The following is a 17005-nucleotide window of genomic DNA, read 5'->3' on the forward strand; positions in this document are numbered from 1 at the left end:
ATGACAAGTATCAATCAAAACGAATGGGTCGCCCTGTGTGGCGTAGAAGACGTACCGGTATTGGGTTCACGTGTCGTGCAGCGACAAAAAGGCCATCCAGTCGCTGTGTTTCGTAATACTGAAAACAAAGTGTTTGCCCTGCTCGATAAATGCCCGCATAAAGGTGGCCCTCTGTCACAAGGGATTGTGTTTGGTGAAAAGGTGGCGTGCCCGCTGCATAACTGGAATATTGAACTGGTAAGCGGTTGTGCCGTCGCACCTGATGAAGGCTGCAGCCAAAAATTTGCAGTACAGATTGAAGATGGCCAGATTTATCTCAATCGCGCTGAGCTGACAACCCTGGCTGTGGAAGCCTAAGCACACGCATGAATCAAGTCAATCCAGGGGGTAACCCCGTCGTCAAGGAAACTCGCTCTACCTGCTGTTATTGCGGTGTGGGTTGTGGCGTGTTGATCCAGACTGAAGAGCTGGCTGGTCAGCCGGTCATCACCGGTGTACGGGGTGATCCGGATCACCCAGCCAATTATGGTCGACTGTGTACCAAGGGCAGTACTTTGCATTTGAGTGCCAAACCCGGTATGGCTGAGCAAGTACGTGCTGCTTGGCCCATGATGCGGCAATCAAGAGATGCTGTGCTGGAACCGTCTGACTGGGCCAGTACACTGGATATCCTGGCTGAAAAATTTGAACAAACGATTCGTGACCATGGGCCGGATTCGATCGCTTTTTATATCTCTGGCCAATTGCTGACCGAAGATTATTACGTTTTCAACAAACTCGCCAAGGGCTTGATTGGTACCAATAATGTCGATACCAATTCACGCTTGTGCATGTCGAGTGCGGTTGCTGGTTATAAGCAAACCCTGGGTGCCGATGCACCTCCAGCCTGCTATGAAGATTTCGATCACGCTGAAGTGATTTTCATTGTGGGCTCCAACACCGCTTTTGCGCATCCAATCATCTATCGACGCATTGAGGCGGCCCGCAAGGCCAATCCCGCCATGAAGATCATTGTGGCTGATCCACGTCGAACCGATACGGCTCGGGAAGCCGATCTCTTTTTGCCAATATTGCCCGGCACAGATGTAGCCCTCTTTAATGGCATGTTGCATTTACTGATGTGGGATGACGCTATTGATGAGCCTTTTATCGCGGCTCATACGGAAGGCTTTGCCGAGCTCAAGCAAATCGTGCGTGACTACACGCCCAGGTTTGTGGCCGAAGTCTGTGGTATTGCAGAAGAAGACTTGGTGCAGGCGGCCAACTGGTTTGGCCGTTCCAAGGCCAGCTTATCGCTCTATTGCCAGGGTTTGAATCAATCGGCCCAAGGCACCACTAAAAATGCTGCATTGATCAATCTTCATCTGGCAACCGGCCAGATTGGTAAACCAGGCGCAGGTCCGTTTTCTTTAACAGGTCAACCCAATGCAATGGGTGGTCGTGAGGTCGGGGGATTGGCCAATCTGCTATCCGCTCATCGTGACATGGCTAATTCAGCGCACCGCGCTGAAGTGGCTCAGCTTTGGCAAATTGCTGACGTACCTGCCACACAAGGCAAGAGCGCGGTGGAAATGTTTGATGCTGTTGCTGAAGGCAAGATCAAAATTATTTGGATTGCCTGTACCAATCCAGCGCAATCCATGCCCGATATCGCTTTGGTACGCAAGGCATTGGAAACTGCTGAGCTGGTGATTGTGCAGGAAGCTTATAGCAATACCGCTACGGTTGCGTATGCCGATGTTGTCTTGCCCGCTACCAGCTGGGGTGAAAAAGATGGCTCAGTGACTAACTCAGAACGCTGCATCACTCGCGTTCGGCCAGCTGTGCCAGGCCCCGGTGTGGCACGTCATGATTGGCAGATTGCGGTCGATTTTGCACAGCGACTGGAAGCGCGGTTTGAGCAGTATGGTTATCCCACTGGGACAGCGAAAAAATTAACAAAACAGTCTTTGTTTGACTATCCGACTGCCGAATCAATCTGGAATGAGCATCGCGAAAGTACGCGTGGTCGTGACCTAGATATCACCGGACTTAGCTATGCTATTTTGGGTGAGCAAGGGCCACAGCAATGGCCTATGCCCGAAGGTAGCCAGCGTGGTAAGCAGCGGCTTTACGAGGATGGCGTTTTTCCAACTGCCACCGGTAAAGCCAAATTCTTTCCGGCCAAATATCTGCCGGTTGCTGAAAAAGTCGATGCCCGTTATCCCGTAGCCTTGACGACGGGACGTTTGCGTGATCAATGGCATGGCATGAGTCGTACCGGTACGGTTGCCCAATTGTTTGCCCATGCGCCAGAACCTTGTGTGCAGATGAATCCGCTTGATGTACAACGACGCATGCTGCAGGCCGGTGATCTGGTCCATGTGACTTCACGACGCGGCAGTCAAATTCTGCCAATTCAACCCTCTGATGAAGTGCGCATGGGACAGGCTTTTATTGCCATGCATTGGGGCGATGAATTTGTTTCAGGGCAAGGCCATCAGGGGCAGGGTAGTTATGGAGTGAATGTGCTCACCAATCCTGCATTTGATGCCTATTCCAAACAACCTGAATTGAAGCATGCGGCCATCAAGATTTTGAAGGCCGAGCTGCCACAACGGGTTTTGGTGTTTGCTTATGTGGATTCCGCACAGGCCTTACGCATGCAAACCGAGTTGCGCCCATTAATGAAGCGCTTTGCCTTTGCATCGTGCGTCTTGTTTGGTCGCGAACGGACCGGTATTTTATTTCGTGCCGCCAGTTATGCTGATGATGAATTCAATACGTCATTACAGGAAATTTTTACCCGTTTTGGCCTGACTTCAAGCGACACGATTTCTTACCAGGATAAAAAACGGGGTCACGCCCGCCGTATTCTGGTTCGTGATGACAAACTCGAAGCCGTCGCTCTGGTGGGTGATCTGAAAGCCGAAGGCTGGTTGAAGAGTTATCTGGAAGAAGGTTTGTCGGTAGCAGCATTACGACGTTTTCTTTTGATGCCAAGCAGTCAGCCACCGCAAGGTTTCAAGGCGCGTGGCAAGATTGTCTGCACCTGTTTTAATGTGGCAGAAACCGAGATCAATGAAGTACTGGCGACTTGTACTGGCTCTGCCGAAGTCAGACTGGCTGGCTTGCAAGGAAAATTGAAGTGTGGCACCAATTGTGGTTCGTGTGTTCCAGAGTTAAAGCGTTTGGTCATGCTGACGCAGCAGGCGGCCTGAATGAGTGGTCTGTTTAGTTACTCGTTGCAGGCACAATCCGTGCTGAGTCAATACGAGATAATCAAACTATAAACAGACATGGAAACGCTGCAATGACAACCCTGACAGACAACTCAACAACAATAAGTCCACTGGCCTGCGCTCCGTTTATTCGTGAAATAGGGCGCGGTGCCAAAGGTGCCCGTAGCCTCTCGCGCGATGACGCACACACTTTATTTGCAGCTATTTTGCAAGGTGCCGTGAGTGACATGGAGTTGGGCGCAATTCTGCTCGCCATGCGCATTAAAGGCGAGTCTGTAGAAGAGTTGGCCGGTTTTGCTGAGGCCATGCACGAAAGCATTGAGCGACTGACACTCAACCATGACAAACAAGCTGTGGTGATTCCCAGCTACAACGGTGCGCGTAACTTGCCTAATCTGACGCCATTGCTGGTTCGTTTGCTGGCTCAGGAGGGTGTGCCCGTTCTGGTGCATGGGGTGTTGAATGACCCGGGGCGGGTCTCAACTTGTGAAGTCATGACAGCAATGGGCATGCCCCCTTCTCGTTCGATTCAGGAGGCGGTGGACAACTTAAATCGTGGTGAGCCGGCCTTCTTGCCGATTCAGATTCTGGCGCCACGATTGGCCTATTTGTTATCCATCCGGCGTACCTTGGGGGTGCGTAATTCAGGCCATATGCTGGCAAAGATCATGCAGCCATTCAGTCATCAGGCTTTGCGACTGGTCAATTACACGCATCCTGAATATCTGAAAAGTTTGACTCAATATTTTCTTGAGTATGACGACCATGTGCTCCTGTCTCGCGGAACCGAGGGGGAAGCTGTCGCCAGTGCTCGGCGTGCTGCACAGATCGACTGGTTTCATGATGGTCAGGTGGAAATATTGGTTGACGCACAAGGTGGTGTACTGACCGATATGCCTGCCTTGCCAACTCAGATCGATGCCGTATCGACGGCGGTATGGATTCAGGCGGTACTGGGTGGTGAACGGCCAGTACCAGCGCCGATTGAAGCACAGGTCAATGGTATTTTAGATGTACTGAGGCGGAGTCAAGCTTCCGAGACTTCAGCGGTAAAAGTGGCCTGATGTGTCATCAGCCTTGAATATGAGTATGCCAATTCTGTCTAAATCAGCCTTGGCTTAACTGAGATAATTGCACCATGAAAGAAATCAAATCAGTACCTAACAATCTGCTAGTGAGCAAAGCTGATGGGGCAAGTCATGAGCATTCGGTGCTGGATTTGCCTGCATTCAGTTCAGACGGAAAATCTTCCTCTGGCCAAGTCACGCTGGTGGGCGCTGGTCCGGGTGATCCCGACTTGCTGACCATCAAGGCGGTCAAGGCCTTGGCCTGTGCAGATGTGGTGTTGGTGGATGATTTGGTCAATCCGGAAATATTGCAGTACGCTGCTCAACAAGCGCGCATTGTTCATGTTGGCAAACGAGGTGGCTGTCAATCTACGCCGCAAGAATTTATTGAACGTTTGATGATTGCCGAGGCATTGGCTGGGCGTCGAGTTGTGCGCTTGAAGGGGGGTGATCCCTTCATTTTTGGTCGTGGTGGTGAAGAGCGCACCCATTTGCAGTCTTATGGGATCAAGGTTGATGTCATCAATGGCATTACCAGTGGCATGGCTGCGGCTACTTCAATTGGTGTGCCGCTGACACATCGTGATCACGCCCAGGGTACTATTTTTGTCACCGGTCATGGCAAGTCTGACGATGCCCGGGTGGATTGGGCTGCGTTGGCACGCACGGGCATGACGCTGGTGGTATACATGGGTATTGCACGCATTGCCCATATTGAAGCTGGTTTGCTGGAAGGTGGTATGGCCGCTGATACTGCGGTCGCCTTGATCCAACACGCCAGCTTGCCGCAACAACGCCATACCATCACTACCATTGCTGAATTGGTGACCACAGTTACTCGGGAACAGCTTGGCAGTCCTTGCATCATTGTGATTGGTGATGTGGTGCGTTGTGCAGACAAGCTTCAGGATTTGGCGGTTGACGGTGCTTTTGAAACCTTGGTTCATGCCAAGGCCGTTTAATTCAGCAGAACTTTCTTCAAGTTGTTTTCAATTAGCACTCATTGCGCTATCAAAACCGATATTTCCTTATTTCAAAGGGAGTATCAGCTAATAATACTTGCTTAAGTGTGTAAAATAAGGGGTTATAAAAATACCCCTGTTCAGTATTGTTCAATGTGACTATGCTGACACAGCAACCCTTAAAGCGCTGTGCGCTGGTTCGTTCACCATGTCAGCTACTCCAGATTTCCAGTCACTACAAAATCGACTTATCAAAAATCAGCGTCACCTGGCCAAATGGGCGCGCCGTCAGCAGATTAGCTGCTATCGCCTCTATGATCGGGACATTCCGGCATTCCCATTGGTGATTGATTTATATACGCGCTGGCAAGCTGAATCCAATCATCCGGCTGAGCTGTGGTTGCATCTGCAAGAGTTTGATACGGGTTGGCAGCAAACTGAAGAGGACTACCTGTTTTGGCAAGAAGGCGTATTGCAGGCGGTAGGTGCTGCAATGCAGATTCCTGTTGAGCGAATTGTCTTCAAATTGCGCGCCAGACAACGCAGTGAAGAGGGGGGACGTGCCCAGTACGAAAAAACCGGGGAGTCGGGTACCGACTTTATCGTTCAGGAAGGGCGCATTAAATTGTGGGTCAACTTGCAGTCCTACCTGGATAGCGGCCTGTTTCTTGATCATCGGCCACTGCGACGCTGGCTGGCTGAACAGTCCCAAGGACGACGTGTCTTGAATCTGTTTGCCTATACCGCCGCTTTTACAGTGCATGCCGCAGTGGGCGGGGCCAGTTATTCTGAGACGGTTGATCTTTCCAATACTTATCAGGCATGGAGTGCGCGTAATTTTGAGCTTAATGGCCTCAATCGTGCCAAACATGTGCTGATTCGTGCCGACGTATTCCGTTATCTGGATGAAGCCATTCAGGCAAACAAGCAGTTTGATGTGATTGTGCTGGACCCGCCCACGTTTTCCAATTCCAAAAAAATGGATGATGTACTCGATATACAGCGTGATCACCGGCGCTTAATCGATGCCTGCCTGGATTTGCTGGCAGAAGGTGGGCGGTTGATTTTTTCCACCAATTACCTTGGTTTCAAGCTCGATGCCGATTTATTGGGTCTGCCAGACATACGGGCAGAAGAAGTATCGAGCTGGTCTGTACCTGAAGATTGTCGTGATCGCAAGATTCATCGCGCTTGGTGGTTTGTCCGATGAGTCCGATACAGTTGGCTTTTGGTCAGGCATGTCAAAGAAATTAATTTGCTTTTTTTGTCGCTTGTGCTCACATTTCATTTACATACCTATATTTCTATAGTACTATCGAAAGCTTAGTTACGAGTCTTCCGCAAAATCCGGATGACACTAGATTTTTCAACCCGTATTGATTCTATGACCACTATCCGTCTTAAAGAAAACGAACCGTTTGAAGTTGCAATGCGCCGTTTCAAGCGCACCATTGAAAAAAATGGTCTTCTGACCGAACTGCGCGCCCGTGAGTTTTATGAAAAACCCACTGCAGAACGTAAACGTAAATTGGCTGCTGCAGTTAAGCGTCACTACAAGCGTATCCGCAGCCAAATGCTGCCGAAAAAACTCTACTAATTGCATTGTTGCGGCTTGTCCGCAGTTCATTTAATTGGTAAATACCAAGCCCGCTCTGGCTCGTCCAAAGCGGGCTTTGGTGTTTATGGCTCTTACCTGACAAAGGATAAATATGTCACTCAAAGAACAGATCACCGAAGACATGAAAACTGCCATGCGCGCCAAAGAGGCTGACAAGCTTGGCACTATCCGTATGTTATTGGCGGCATTGAAACAAAAAGAAGTGGATGAGCGAATCACGCTGGATGATGTTCAAGTCACTGCGATTGTGGATAAACTCATCAAACAGCGCAAAGATTCCTTAAGCCAGTTTTTGGCGGCAGGTCGTCAGGATTTGGCTGATAAAGAAAGTGCAGAAATTGTCTTCTTGTCTGCTTACCTGCCGCAGCAGCTGACTGTAGCTGAGGTGGAGCAAGAAGTCGTCGCTGCAGTCAGTGCTTCGGGTGCGGCAGGTCCGCAGGATATGGGTAAAGTCATGGCCATTCTGAAAGCCAGACTGGCCGGCAAAACGGACATGACTGAAGTATCCAAATTGGTTAAAGTGGCCTTGTCCAAGTAATTTGGCAGACAGGCTCTACTTAACTCGCGTACACAGAAGCCAGCTTGATCCCGCAGAGTTTCATTACTGATTTGCTCAACCGCGTCGATATTGTCGATGTGGTTGGCAAGTATGTGCAACTTAAAAAAGGCGGTGCCAATTTTATGGGCCTATGCCCATTTCATGGCGAAAAATCCCCTTCATTTACGGTCAGTCCCACCAAGCAGTTTTACCATTGCTTTGGTTGTGGCGCGCACGGCAGTGCCATCGGTTTTCTGATGGAATATACCGGACTGACTTATGTGGAGGCGATCAGGCAACTGGCTTATCAGGCTGGACTACAGGTGCCAGAAGAAACCCAGCCAAGGCCGCAACAATCTTATTACACCGCTGCATCCGAATCGGGTGAGGCGGAGCCGGTCAGTCTGACACTCTCCGATGTCATGGTTCAGGCCACACAGTATTATCGGCGCCAGTTGCGTACTGCGCCCAAGGCAATCGAATACCTAAAGGGACGAGGGTTAACCGGTGAAATTGCTGCTCATTTTGGTTTGGGCTATGCGCCAGATGATTGGCGCAATCTGGCGGAAGTCTTTGACAATTACGAATCGGAGGCGCTGGTTGAATCGGGTTTGGTGATTACCAAGGAAGATGAGCATGACGCTACCGATTCCCCACGCCAGGCCAAGCGTTATGATCGTTTTCGTGACCGCATTATGTTTCCGATTCGCAATACCAAAGGGCAGGTGATTGGTTTTGGTGGCCGAGTCATGGGGCAAGGTGAGCCCAAGTATCTGAATTCACCTGAAACCCCGCTATTTCATAAGGGCAGCGAACTTTACGGCTTGTTTGAGGCACGTCAGGCGATTCGCCAACACGACTATGTGCTGGTTGTTGAAGGTTATATGGATGTGGTGGCATTGGCTCAATTTGGCATTGCCAATGTGGTCGCCACACTTGGCACAGCGTGTACCTCAACGCATTTGCAAAAATTGATGCGCCAGACCGATCGAGTGGTTTTTAGCTTTGACGGGGATGCGGCGGGACGTCGTGCGGCTCGCCGGGCATTGGAAGCCGCTTTGCCACACGCCGAAGACAATAAGACCATCCAGTTTTTATTCTTGCCCACTGAACATGATCCGGATTCTTATGTTCGAGAATATGGAGTGGATGCTTTTTTGCAGGCAGTCAGCGGCGCCATGCCTCTATCACAGTTTTTGATTCAACAGGTTTGCGAAGATACCAATCTTAATAGTGCCGAAGGCCGCGCCCAGGCATTATTTCAGGCGCGTCCTTTGCTGAATCAGTTGCCACGCGGTGCTTTGCGTATGCAGGTAACACGTGAATTGGGACATCAGCTTGATACGCCGCATGAAGAAATTGATGCCTTGGTGCAAAGTTTTGCTGAGTCACATCCCAAGGCAGAGGCTTATGATTCCCGTCAATCTTCTGATCGGCGCGGCGTTGCAAATCAAGCCGGTTCTTTTAAGGCGGCTCAGAGCGGTAATCGCCAGGGCAAGTCATTCGGTAAGTTTTCAGGTAAAAATAGTTACGGTCGAGAAAAAATACCTGAGGGTGCCAATTTGCCAAGATTGGCACCAGAATCGCTCGAAAGCCGTGTCGTACAAGCCTTGCTTAGTCATCCTGATTGGTTTACTCAAATTTCACCTGGCTTACTGGGCTTATTGCGCGATGTTGAACTACAAGCCCAGGTTGGTAATTTGAATCATTTAATCAACTTGATAGAGCGATATCAGGTCAACAGTTCAGCGGCGCTCGGTGATTTATTGGCGCAGGACACCAATAGTCAACGCTATGAATTGGTTTATTTACCCTTGCTCACTAAACTTGTGAACGAAGAAATTATCCAACAAGAAGACGCTGAAATTGAGCAGCTTGAGTTTGAGGGGGCGCTTATCAAGCTTGAAAGAAAAATGATGGTGGATAAGGGTAACTTGCTTGCTAAACAAGGTGGCGAGGCTTATGAACAATGGTACCGACAATATAAAAATCAGGGAAATTAGCTAGCGCAAGGGCTTTTTGACTTGAAATCTGAAAATTTGACGCTAAATAGCTGTATAATCTAAGGTTTACTTTTTGACGCGCTGTTGCAAATTCGTGTCAGCGGGTTTCTTTCTGGTGGTCCCGGCAGTGAAGTCTGGGTCTGAATTGGTTTCTCAAGACGTCTGCTTGATTTTGTAGGTTGGAGAAAATACATGCCACAATCCAAATCTCAGGTCGCTCCTAAAACTGCTCCAAAAAGCAAGTCCAAGAGTGTGGTGACCAAGGAAAAAAGCCCTGCTAAAAAAGTGGAATCAAAAAAGGTGATCACAACCATTGCCGCTACCAAGTCAACCAAAGCTAGCAAATCGGCTACGGCTATCAGCAAGGTTGTAGAGAAAACTACCAAAATTGCCGGCGAAGTAAAAAAAGCGGCATCACCGGTTACGGTCGTTACGAAAAAGCTGGCAACCAAGGTATCGGCTAAAAATGCAAGTAAAGTAGATAGTCCAAGCGCCAAGAAAATTGAAACCGCTGCAAAACCTGCAGCTAAATCGGCGAAACCAAACTCTGCAGCAAAAACAGTTGCCGTTAAAACTGAAAAAGCAACATCAGTCAAACACGACGTACCCGTTGTTCAGGCCGATATCGCACAGCCAGAAATGGTTGTTGCAACAGGTCGACGAGGTCGCCCCAAAGGGGCAAAGTCTGGACAAACGGATGACTCCAAACACTCTATAGATGGTAAAGCTTTAATGGATTTAGAAACTACTTCGCAACCCCAGTTAACAGTGGCTGAACAGAAAAAACTCGATAAACAGAAAGTCAAAGACCGCAAAGCCAAAGAAAAAGCTTTGCTGAAAGATGCGTTGGCTTTGCCAACTGATACAGCTCAGGATCTGGAAGCGCGTCGTACCAAGCTTAAAAATCTGATCAAACTGGGTAAGGAGCGCGGCTTCCTGACCTATGCTGAAATCAATGACCATTTGCCCGATGACGTGGTGGATGCGGAAGCCATTGAAGGCATTATCAGTACCTTCAATGATATGGGTATTGCTGTGTATGACAAGGCACCTGATGCAGAAACCTTGTTGCTCAATGACAATGCGCCATCCATTTCCAGTGAAGAAGATGCTGAAGAAGAAGCTGAAGCTGCTTTGTCGACCGTTGACTCCGAGTTTGGCCGAACCACTGACCCGGTGCGTATGTATATGCGTGAAATGGGAACGGTTGAGTTGCTGACTCGTGAAGGCGAAATTGAAATCGCCAAACGGATTGAAGATGGTCTGAAACACATGGTGCAAGCAATCTCCGCTTGTCCAACCACGATTTCTGAAATTCTTGCTTCGGCTGAACGAGTTGAAAAAGAAGAGATTCGTGTTGACGAATTTGTTGATGGCCTGATTGATCCTAATGCCCTTGATGAAGGTGCACTGGCTGCGGAAGAGGAAGAGGAAATTATCGAGGAAGAAGAGCTTGATGATGAGGACGAGGATGAAGAAGAGGACGATGGTGCCGCTTCAGCCGCCGCTTCGGCTGCTCAACTTGAGCAACTCAAGCAAGATGCTCTGGAGAAATTCAGAAATATCAGCGATCTTTTTGACAAAATGCGTAAGGCATTTGAAAAAGATGGCTATAAGTCGAAAACCTATATTGGTGCCCAGGAAGCCATCACCAACGAATTGATGACGATTCGCTTTACCGCCAAGACGGTAGAACGGCTGTGCGATACGCTGCGTGCTCAGGTTGATGAAGTGCGTTCTATCGAGCGTCAATTATTGGCGGTTTGTGTGGATCGTTGTGGCATGCCACGACCACATTTCCTTAAGGTTTTCCCAGGTAATGAAACTAATCTGGAATGGGTTGACAAGGAAGTTGCGGCAAACCACCCGTATAGCGCCGTTCTGGGAAGAAATATTCCGACAGTCAAGGAATTGCAGCAAAAACTGATTGATCTGCAAGCCCGGGTTGTATTGCCATTGAAAGATCTGCGCGATATCAATAAACAGATGTCAACTGGTGAAGCCAAGGCGCGTCGCGCCAAGCGTGAAATGACCGAGGCGAACTTGCGTCTGGTGATTTCGATTGCCAAGAAGTACACCAACCGTGGCCTGCAATTCCTGGATCTGATTCAGGAGGGTAATATTGGCTTGATGAAAGCCGTCGACAAGTTTGAATATCGTCGTGGTTATAAGTTTTCTACCTATGCGACTTGGTGGATTCGTCAGGCAATTACACGCTCCATTGCTGATCAGGCGCGCACGATTCGTATTCCGGTGCATATGATCGAAACGATCAACAAGATGAACCGTATTTCTCGTCAGATATTGCAAGAAACGGGTATAGAGCCAGATCCAGCAACCCTGGCTGAGAAAATGGAAATGCCAGAGGATAAGGTTCGCAAGATCATGAAGATCGCCAAAGAGCCGATCTCCATGGAAACACCCATTGGTGATGATGATGATTCACATCTTGGCGATTTTATTGAAGATCAGATCACATTGGCACCAGCTGATGCGGCACTGCATGGTTCTATGCGCGATGTGGTCAAGGATGTGCTCGATTCATTGACACCACGTGAAGCCAAGGTTTTGCGGATGCGTTTTGGGATTGAAATGAGTACCGATCATACTCTCGAAGAAGTCGGTAAGCAGTTTGATGTGACCCGTGAACGAATTCGTCAAATAGAAGCCAAGGCTTTACGCAAACTGCGTCATCCAAGTCGTTCCGATAAACTCAAGAGTTTCCTTGAGGGTAACTAAGCCTTTAAGCTTGGCCCCCTAGCTCATGCTTGGTTAGAGCAGCGGACTCATAATCCGTTGGTGCCGTGTTCGACTCACGGGGGGGCCACCAATTAAATCAAGCCTTTAGGCCCGATTCACAAGATCGGGCCTTTTGCTTTCTTGTTTCATGAGAGTGCTGTGAAACCCAATTAGAAAATTTGTCTTCTCAAGGATCATTTTTAAAACACGGTATCAGAGCACAGCTTATTGGAAGTTTGGTAACAACGATGATTTCTATCCATCATTTATCTCATCCTAGCGCATGAGATGAGAAGAAATTGAACGAAAGCCCAGTTTGTATAGTTGGGCTTTTTTGTTTTTTACGCCCAACACTATTTGAATGAGTAAATGGTTACCTAATTTAACAATTGGAATTCATAGGCAGAGTGAATTGGCGTCATTCGTTAATTTTCGTTAATTTACTCATATGTATTGGTAACAGGTAACAACTGATTGCCTGCTCGTTGAGGATCGTCAATAGTCTAATTCTTGGGGGGAATGAAATGAAACATGGTTTTTCTTTCGCAGTAATTGGTTTGATTTTCCTTCTTGTCTCAGAGGTACAAGCAACCCCTATAACCTGGCTGCTCAGTGAGGTGACTTTCCGAGATGGTGCAACTGCATCAGGTTCATTTGTTTATGACGCCGACACCCACACCTATAACACTTGGGACATCATTACTACAACCACAGTCAATCCAAGTGCCATTGGTTTTGTTTCATTGAATGGTTTGGCATATACAACCAATAATCTCACTAATGCCTCTTCTAATCATTTTCTGAATGACACGACTTTCGGTATCAAATCGGGCGCATGTGTGAGTTGTCCCACTCATTCGGTAGATTCCACTGCCCAGTTTGGTCTGGTATTTAGTCAAGCCTTAAGTAATGCCGGTGGCACCGTATTATTAAAAACGATTGGCGGTGGAGGGTTTGAGTTTCAAGCAGGTGGTTTTAAATCCCGAGGAATTAATGGTGGTGCCGTCATGGCTGCTGTGCCTGAACCCGAAACTTATCTATTGATGATGTCAGGTTTAGGTGTATTAGGATGGGTGGTACGCCGTCGTCAAATGATCTAAGAAAGGTGGCTACCAAATATCCATAGCCGTTTTATGATTGCTTAAGGGTTTATTACATCCTTAAGGGCTTTGAGCGGTGTAAAAACAGTCACATTACTGGCGGCAATTAACATTTTTTTCCCGATCATCTTCTTCGGATCAATATTTGTAGAGGATAAGAGATTGAGCCGTTTACAGAATCAATTTCCAAGGTACTTTTGTTGAGACGACTCTGGCTGAATTTGGGAGCTGATCCACATCCACCATTACCTATCAGGCGCAAATAACGATCGATTAAATCTAATCCTTAGATTCCTTTTCGGCGTGATCGGTTGCGTTGAAACACAGTAGCAGCGCCAAGCAAAGAAATAGCGCTAGGGTAAACACAATGCCAGCCTGTTCAGACAGATGCGATACCGTATAGACCATCCCTACCCAAAACACGAATAACGCAGACATATAAGCCGCGATTACCAAATAGGCTGGAAACCCAGTTTTGACTTTCAGACCCGAGGCATGCGTCACAAACAAAAAGGTATTCATCGGAATGGAATAAGAAAAGCAGAATAGGGCAATTGTCAACTTGCCATCCAGTGTATTCAGCTGTAGCAAGGTAGTGACTACGCCCGCACCAACTGCAGCGGCGCCAGCCGATAATATTTGATCTTCAATCCAAGCAGTTTGCATATTCATTCTCTCAATTGATAAAAGTTGTCGTGCCACAATTAAAAGCAATTATTTTGATTTATTATGTATTTTATTTAATCAAATCCACGTTTCACACTATCGAAATATGACACTTATCAAATGCAAAGAATCCGATAACAGCTGAGCTACTGGCAGTCATGGCAGAAATATTATTGAACCGCTTTGCAGCAATCAGACGTGGCAGTGTTCTTTAAAGAGTCTCTCAAACTATCAAACTAAGTGTTTTCTATGCCTCTGCCATTTGATCCACTGCATGGTTTGGCGGTGACAGCTGATGTGTCCATCGCTGCACATAGTTCAACTGCTGCGCTGAAATCGCGCCAAAGCAAGCGCTTAACTGATTTAATCGTGACAGCAAAACAAAAGTCAAAGTTGTTTCAAGATTTGTTGAAAGAGATTGATCCTGCAACCGCAGGTATTGAGGATTTGCCCATTACACACAAAAAAGATCTGATGGCGCAATTTTCCAGTTGGGTAACTGATTCTGATATTCACTTGGCTTCATTACAAGATTTCGTAGCAGATGAGCGGTTGATAACAGTCCCCTATCTGGATCGCTATATGGTATGGGAAAGTTCTGGCAGTAGTGGGGAACCGGGTATCTTTGTGCAGGATGCCAAAGCTTTGGCTGTTTATGATGCGCTGGAGTTTTTGCGGCGCCCAGCGTTACGGCCTTGGCAGCGCTGGTGTGATCCTTTTTATTTAAATGAGCGCTTTGTCTTTATTGGCGCGATTGATGGACATTTTGCGAGTGTTGTCTCGATCAAACGATTGCAGCAATTAAATCCAGGCTTGTCGGAAGGTTTGCGTTGCCTGTCCTTTTTGCAGCCAACTCATCAATTGGTCGCACAGTTGCAGGCATTGGTACCCACGATTATTTCAACATATCCGAGTGTGGCAGTCTTATTGGCGGAAGAATGCCGTGCTGGTCGGCTCAATATCAGGCCAAAAGAGATATGGACAGGTGGTGAAACCTTTTCCTCACCGATGCGCCATTTTGTGCAGGAAGCCTTTGCCTGTCATGTGGCCGATAGCTATGGTGCATCGGAATTCTTGCCAATTGCGGCTGAATGCCGATATGGGCATTTACACTTGAATAGTGATTGGGTGATTCTGGAATCGGTCGATCAGCAGGGACGGGTGTTACCCGCCAATGTGACAGGGGCAACGACATTATTGACCAATCTTGCCAATCATCTGCAACCACTGATTCGTTACGATTTAGGCGATCACGTCACCTTGCATTCTGCCTGCTGTGAATGTGGTTCATCGCTGCCATTGATTGAAGTGCAAGGACGCAATGATGAAACTTTGCGTTTAGGTAATCCTGGCGCTCAACAAGTACAACTACTGCCATTGGCACTCAGTACAATTCTTGAGCATGAAGCAGGGTTGTATGATTTTCAACTGACCCAAAAAGGCCCATGCGAATTATTGCTGTGTACAGAGCAAAATGGTCGTGCTGTTACGCAGTCCTTGCAGCGTGCCAAAGTCATGCTGGCCAATTATCTTGCTTTGCAAGGTATTGGGGATGTCCATATTCATTGTCATAGTGGTGCCTCGATTGCTCGTGGCCGCAGTGGCAAAGTGCAGCGTGTCATTGCCATGACATCATTCCTGAATAAGTAGATTGTCTCTCAGGCTTCGGTTTGCAAATCGGGAATATGATTGAATGCGATGCGCATTGGTGCTTCTTCAAGTGCTGCATGGGCTCCGGCAAAAAAGACAGTATGTTTGCCATAGCGAATATTGAGATCATCCAGAGTTTGGTAAAGCGCATCCTGACGATGACCAGGATCGAATAACGAACCATTTTGATATTGTGCTTCTTTCAGGTCAAACAATGCCATACCGACAGCACTCGGCGTAGGGTGCGGGCTGGGTAGACTGGACCAGAGATGATCAAGTGCCCTTATAAAGTTGACGGTGTGTTGCGTATGCGGCAAGCTCACTTCTTTTTTCCATACTAAACGTCTGCCCCTTGAATCGCGTTCAGTAAATTTGATATGAACGCTTAACGTACCCGCTAAAAGTTCAATTTTGCGCAAGCGCATCGCCGCTTTTTGTGTCAGACGGTTCAGCACACCATAGGCTCCCTGAGCGTTTCTCAGGCGTGGTGGTAATACATGCGAGTGTGATAGTGTGCTTCGTTGCGAGTTCAGGCTGGGTGTCTCTAAGCCATGTAGTTTGGCATGAAAATGTTGACCTTCAATACTGCCCCACATTTTCCCTAGTTCGTCACTACTGATCTTCCATAGGTCCTGCATGGATTGCACACCGTATTGATTCAAGCGGATGGCCATGCCAGGCCCAATACCGGTCAAGGCATTGATTGGGAGTTTGAGTAAAGGTCCAGGTAAATCGCTGTGTTGAAGAATGACCAGACCATCCGGCTTTTGAAGATTGGAGGCCGTTTTGGCCAGAAACAGATTGGGTGCAATACCAATCGATGTTTTCAGACATTGACCTAATCCCGATTCGAGTGCCGTCTTGATTTGAGCCGCTTTTTCACGTGCAGCATCAGGATGGCGCCAGCGAACCGGTAACTCACACGCCATTTCATCAATCGACATGACTTTGCTGACCGGCAGAATAGTATCGATTATCTCAATGGCAGCGTGATGAAATTTCACATACAGATCATGACGTGCTGGCACAAAGATGATATTGGGGCAGCGTTGCCTTGCTTCGGTAACCAGGGTGCCAGTTTTGACCCCCCATTGTTTGGCTTCATGGCTGGCCGCAATGCAGCAGGTGGTTTCAGCCACGACGGGTACAACGCCAACCGGCTGGTCGCGTAATTTTGGGTTGACTTGCTGTTCAACCGAGGCGAAATAGGAGTTGAAGTCGATAACGATAATCTGCAGGCTCATTGCGTCATTATACTGTATATATATACAGTATAATGACATATCGTTTGACACATGCCATGGTGATTCTTTACAGATAGATCATTATTGGTAACAAGATCCTGTAAGCATTTGATACAAGCGTAATAGCGTGCAATTTGTCAGTCTTTTACCCCATGACAATCGCTAGACTCCGTCACATAACTTTGGGGAGTTAAATA

13 protein-coding genes and 1 tRNA gene are annotated in these 17005 nt (G+C 47.9%); 12 read left to right on the forward strand and 2 right to left on the reverse strand.

What is annotated here, in order from left to right:
* From nirD to ACMYR3_RS07340, 11 genes are all read left to right on the forward strand, one after another.
* The gene (nirD, locus tag ACMYR3_RS07290; RefSeq protein WP_424195946.1) at positions 1–357 is read left to right on the forward strand and encodes a nitrite reductase small subunit NirD; all 357 of its coding nucleotides are present in this window, start codon (positions 1–3) and stop codon (positions 355–357) included.
* An 8-nt stretch (positions 358–365) separates the two neighbouring features.
* A complete protein-coding gene (locus ACMYR3_RS07295) occupies positions 366–3200 on the forward strand; it encodes a molybdopterin-dependent oxidoreductase (RefSeq protein ID WP_424195948.1) in 2835 nt (944 codons plus the stop codon).
* Between the two features lie 92 nt (positions 3201–3292).
* Entirely contained in the window at positions 3293–4285 is a 993-nt protein-coding gene (gene ybiB, locus ACMYR3_RS07300) for a DNA-binding protein YbiB (protein ID WP_424195950.1), read from the forward strand.
* A 74-nt stretch (positions 4286–4359) separates the two neighbouring features.
* Positions 4360–5250: a uroporphyrinogen-III C-methyltransferase gene (cobA, locus tag ACMYR3_RS07305; RefSeq protein ID WP_424195952.1), complete on the forward strand. Its 891-nt coding sequence runs from the start codon at positions 4360–4362 to the stop codon at positions 5248–5250.
* Positions 5251–5458: 208 nt separating this feature from the next.
* Positions 5459–6460, forward strand: a complete 1002-nt coding sequence (locus ACMYR3_RS07310; RefSeq protein ID WP_424195954.1) for a class I SAM-dependent methyltransferase — start codon at positions 5459–5461, stop codon at positions 6458–6460.
* A gap of 174 nt (positions 6461–6634) precedes the next feature.
* Positions 6635–6847 (forward strand): 30S ribosomal protein S21, encoded by a 213-nt coding sequence (gene rpsU / locus ACMYR3_RS07315; RefSeq protein WP_424196407.1) that lies wholly within the window; start codon positions 6635–6637, stop codon positions 6845–6847.
* A gap of 112 nt (positions 6848–6959) precedes the next feature.
* Positions 6960–7406 (forward strand): GatB/YqeY domain-containing protein, encoded by a 447-nt coding sequence (locus tag ACMYR3_RS07320; protein WP_424195956.1) that lies wholly within the window; start codon positions 6960–6962, stop codon positions 7404–7406.
* Positions 7407–7450: 44 nt separating this feature from the next.
* Complete coding sequence (gene dnaG / locus ACMYR3_RS07325) at positions 7451–9409, forward strand: DNA primase (RefSeq protein WP_424195958.1); 1959 nt, start codon at positions 7451–7453, stop codon at positions 9407–9409.
* Positions 9410–9661: 252 nt separating this feature from the next.
* Positions 9662–12148, forward strand: coding sequence for an RNA polymerase sigma factor RpoD (gene rpoD, locus ACMYR3_RS07330; RefSeq protein ID WP_424196409.1), 2487 nt, complete (start codon positions 9662–9664; stop codon positions 12146–12148).
* A 12-nt stretch (positions 12149–12160) separates the two neighbouring features.
* Positions 12161–12239 (forward strand) — tRNA-Ile (locus ACMYR3_RS07335).
* Positions 12240–12672: 433 nt separating this feature from the next.
* A complete protein-coding gene (locus ACMYR3_RS07340) occupies positions 12673–13248 on the forward strand; it encodes a PEP-CTERM sorting domain-containing protein (RefSeq protein WP_424195960.1) in 576 nt (191 codons plus the stop codon).
* A gap of 279 nt (positions 13249–13527) precedes the next feature.
* On the opposite strand, the gene ACMYR3_RS07345 is transcribed toward ACMYR3_RS07340, so the two are convergent.
* Complete coding sequence (locus ACMYR3_RS07345; RefSeq protein ID WP_424195962.1) at positions 13528–13920, reverse strand: hypothetical protein; 393 nt, start codon at positions 13918–13920, stop codon at positions 13528–13530.
* A gap of 243 nt (positions 13921–14163) precedes the next feature.
* Between ACMYR3_RS07345 and ACMYR3_RS07350 the strand changes: the two genes are divergently transcribed.
* Positions 14164–15564: a phenylacetate--CoA ligase family protein gene (locus ACMYR3_RS07350; RefSeq protein ID WP_424196584.1), complete on the forward strand. Its 1401-nt coding sequence runs from the start codon at positions 14164–14166 to the stop codon at positions 15562–15564.
* Positions 15565–15572: 8 nt separating this feature from the next.
* On the opposite strand, the gene ACMYR3_RS07355 is transcribed toward ACMYR3_RS07350, so the two are convergent.
* On the reverse strand, positions 15573–16808 hold the full coding sequence (locus ACMYR3_RS07355; protein WP_424195964.1) for a Y-family DNA polymerase: 1236 nt from the start codon (positions 16806–16808) through the stop codon (positions 15573–15575).
* Positions 16809–17005: the final 197 nt, after the last annotated feature.

Source organism: Ampullimonas aquatilis (assembly GCF_049675895.1).
Taxonomy (GTDB): Bacteria; Pseudomonadota; Gammaproteobacteria; order Burkholderiales; family Burkholderiaceae_D; genus Ampullimonas; species Ampullimonas aquatilis.

What these genes read in the sequence shown, in the direction of transcription:
- ACMYR3_RS07355 (WP_424195964.1), bottom strand. Translation starts at nt 16,808, where the DNA reads ATGAGCCTGCAGATTATCGTTATCGACTTCAACTCCTATTTCGCCTCG.
- ybiB (WP_424195950.1), top strand. Translation starts at nt 3,293, where the DNA reads ATGACAACCCTGACAGACAACTCAACAACAATAAGTCCACTGGCCTGC.
- cobA (WP_424195952.1), top strand. Translation starts at nt 4,360, where the DNA reads ATGAAAGAAATCAAATCAGTACCTAACAATCTGCTAGTGAGCAAAGCT.
- ACMYR3_RS07345 (WP_424195962.1), bottom strand. Translation starts at nt 13,920, where the DNA reads ATGAATATGCAAACTGCTTGGATTGAAGATCAAATATTATCGGCTGGC.
- ACMYR3_RS07340 (WP_424195960.1), top strand. Translation starts at nt 12,673, where the DNA reads ATGAAACATGGTTTTTCTTTCGCAGTAATTGGTTTGATTTTCCTTCTT.
- nirD (WP_424195946.1), top strand. Translation starts at nt 1, where the DNA reads ATGACAAGTATCAATCAAAACGAATGGGTCGCCCTGTGTGGCGTAGAA.
- ACMYR3_RS07350 (WP_424196584.1), top strand. Translation starts at nt 14,164, where the DNA reads ATGCCTCTGCCATTTGATCCACTGCATGGTTTGGCGGTGACAGCTGAT.
- rpsU (WP_424196407.1), top strand. Translation starts at nt 6,635, where the DNA reads ATGACCACTATCCGTCTTAAAGAAAACGAACCGTTTGAAGTTGCAATG.
- ACMYR3_RS07320 (WP_424195956.1), top strand. Translation starts at nt 6,960, where the DNA reads ATGTCACTCAAAGAACAGATCACCGAAGACATGAAAACTGCCATGCGC.
- ACMYR3_RS07295 (WP_424195948.1), top strand. Translation starts at nt 366, where the DNA reads ATGAATCAAGTCAATCCAGGGGGTAACCCCGTCGTCAAGGAAACTCGC.
- ACMYR3_RS07310 (WP_424195954.1), top strand. Translation starts at nt 5,459, where the DNA reads ATGTCAGCTACTCCAGATTTCCAGTCACTACAAAATCGACTTATCAAA.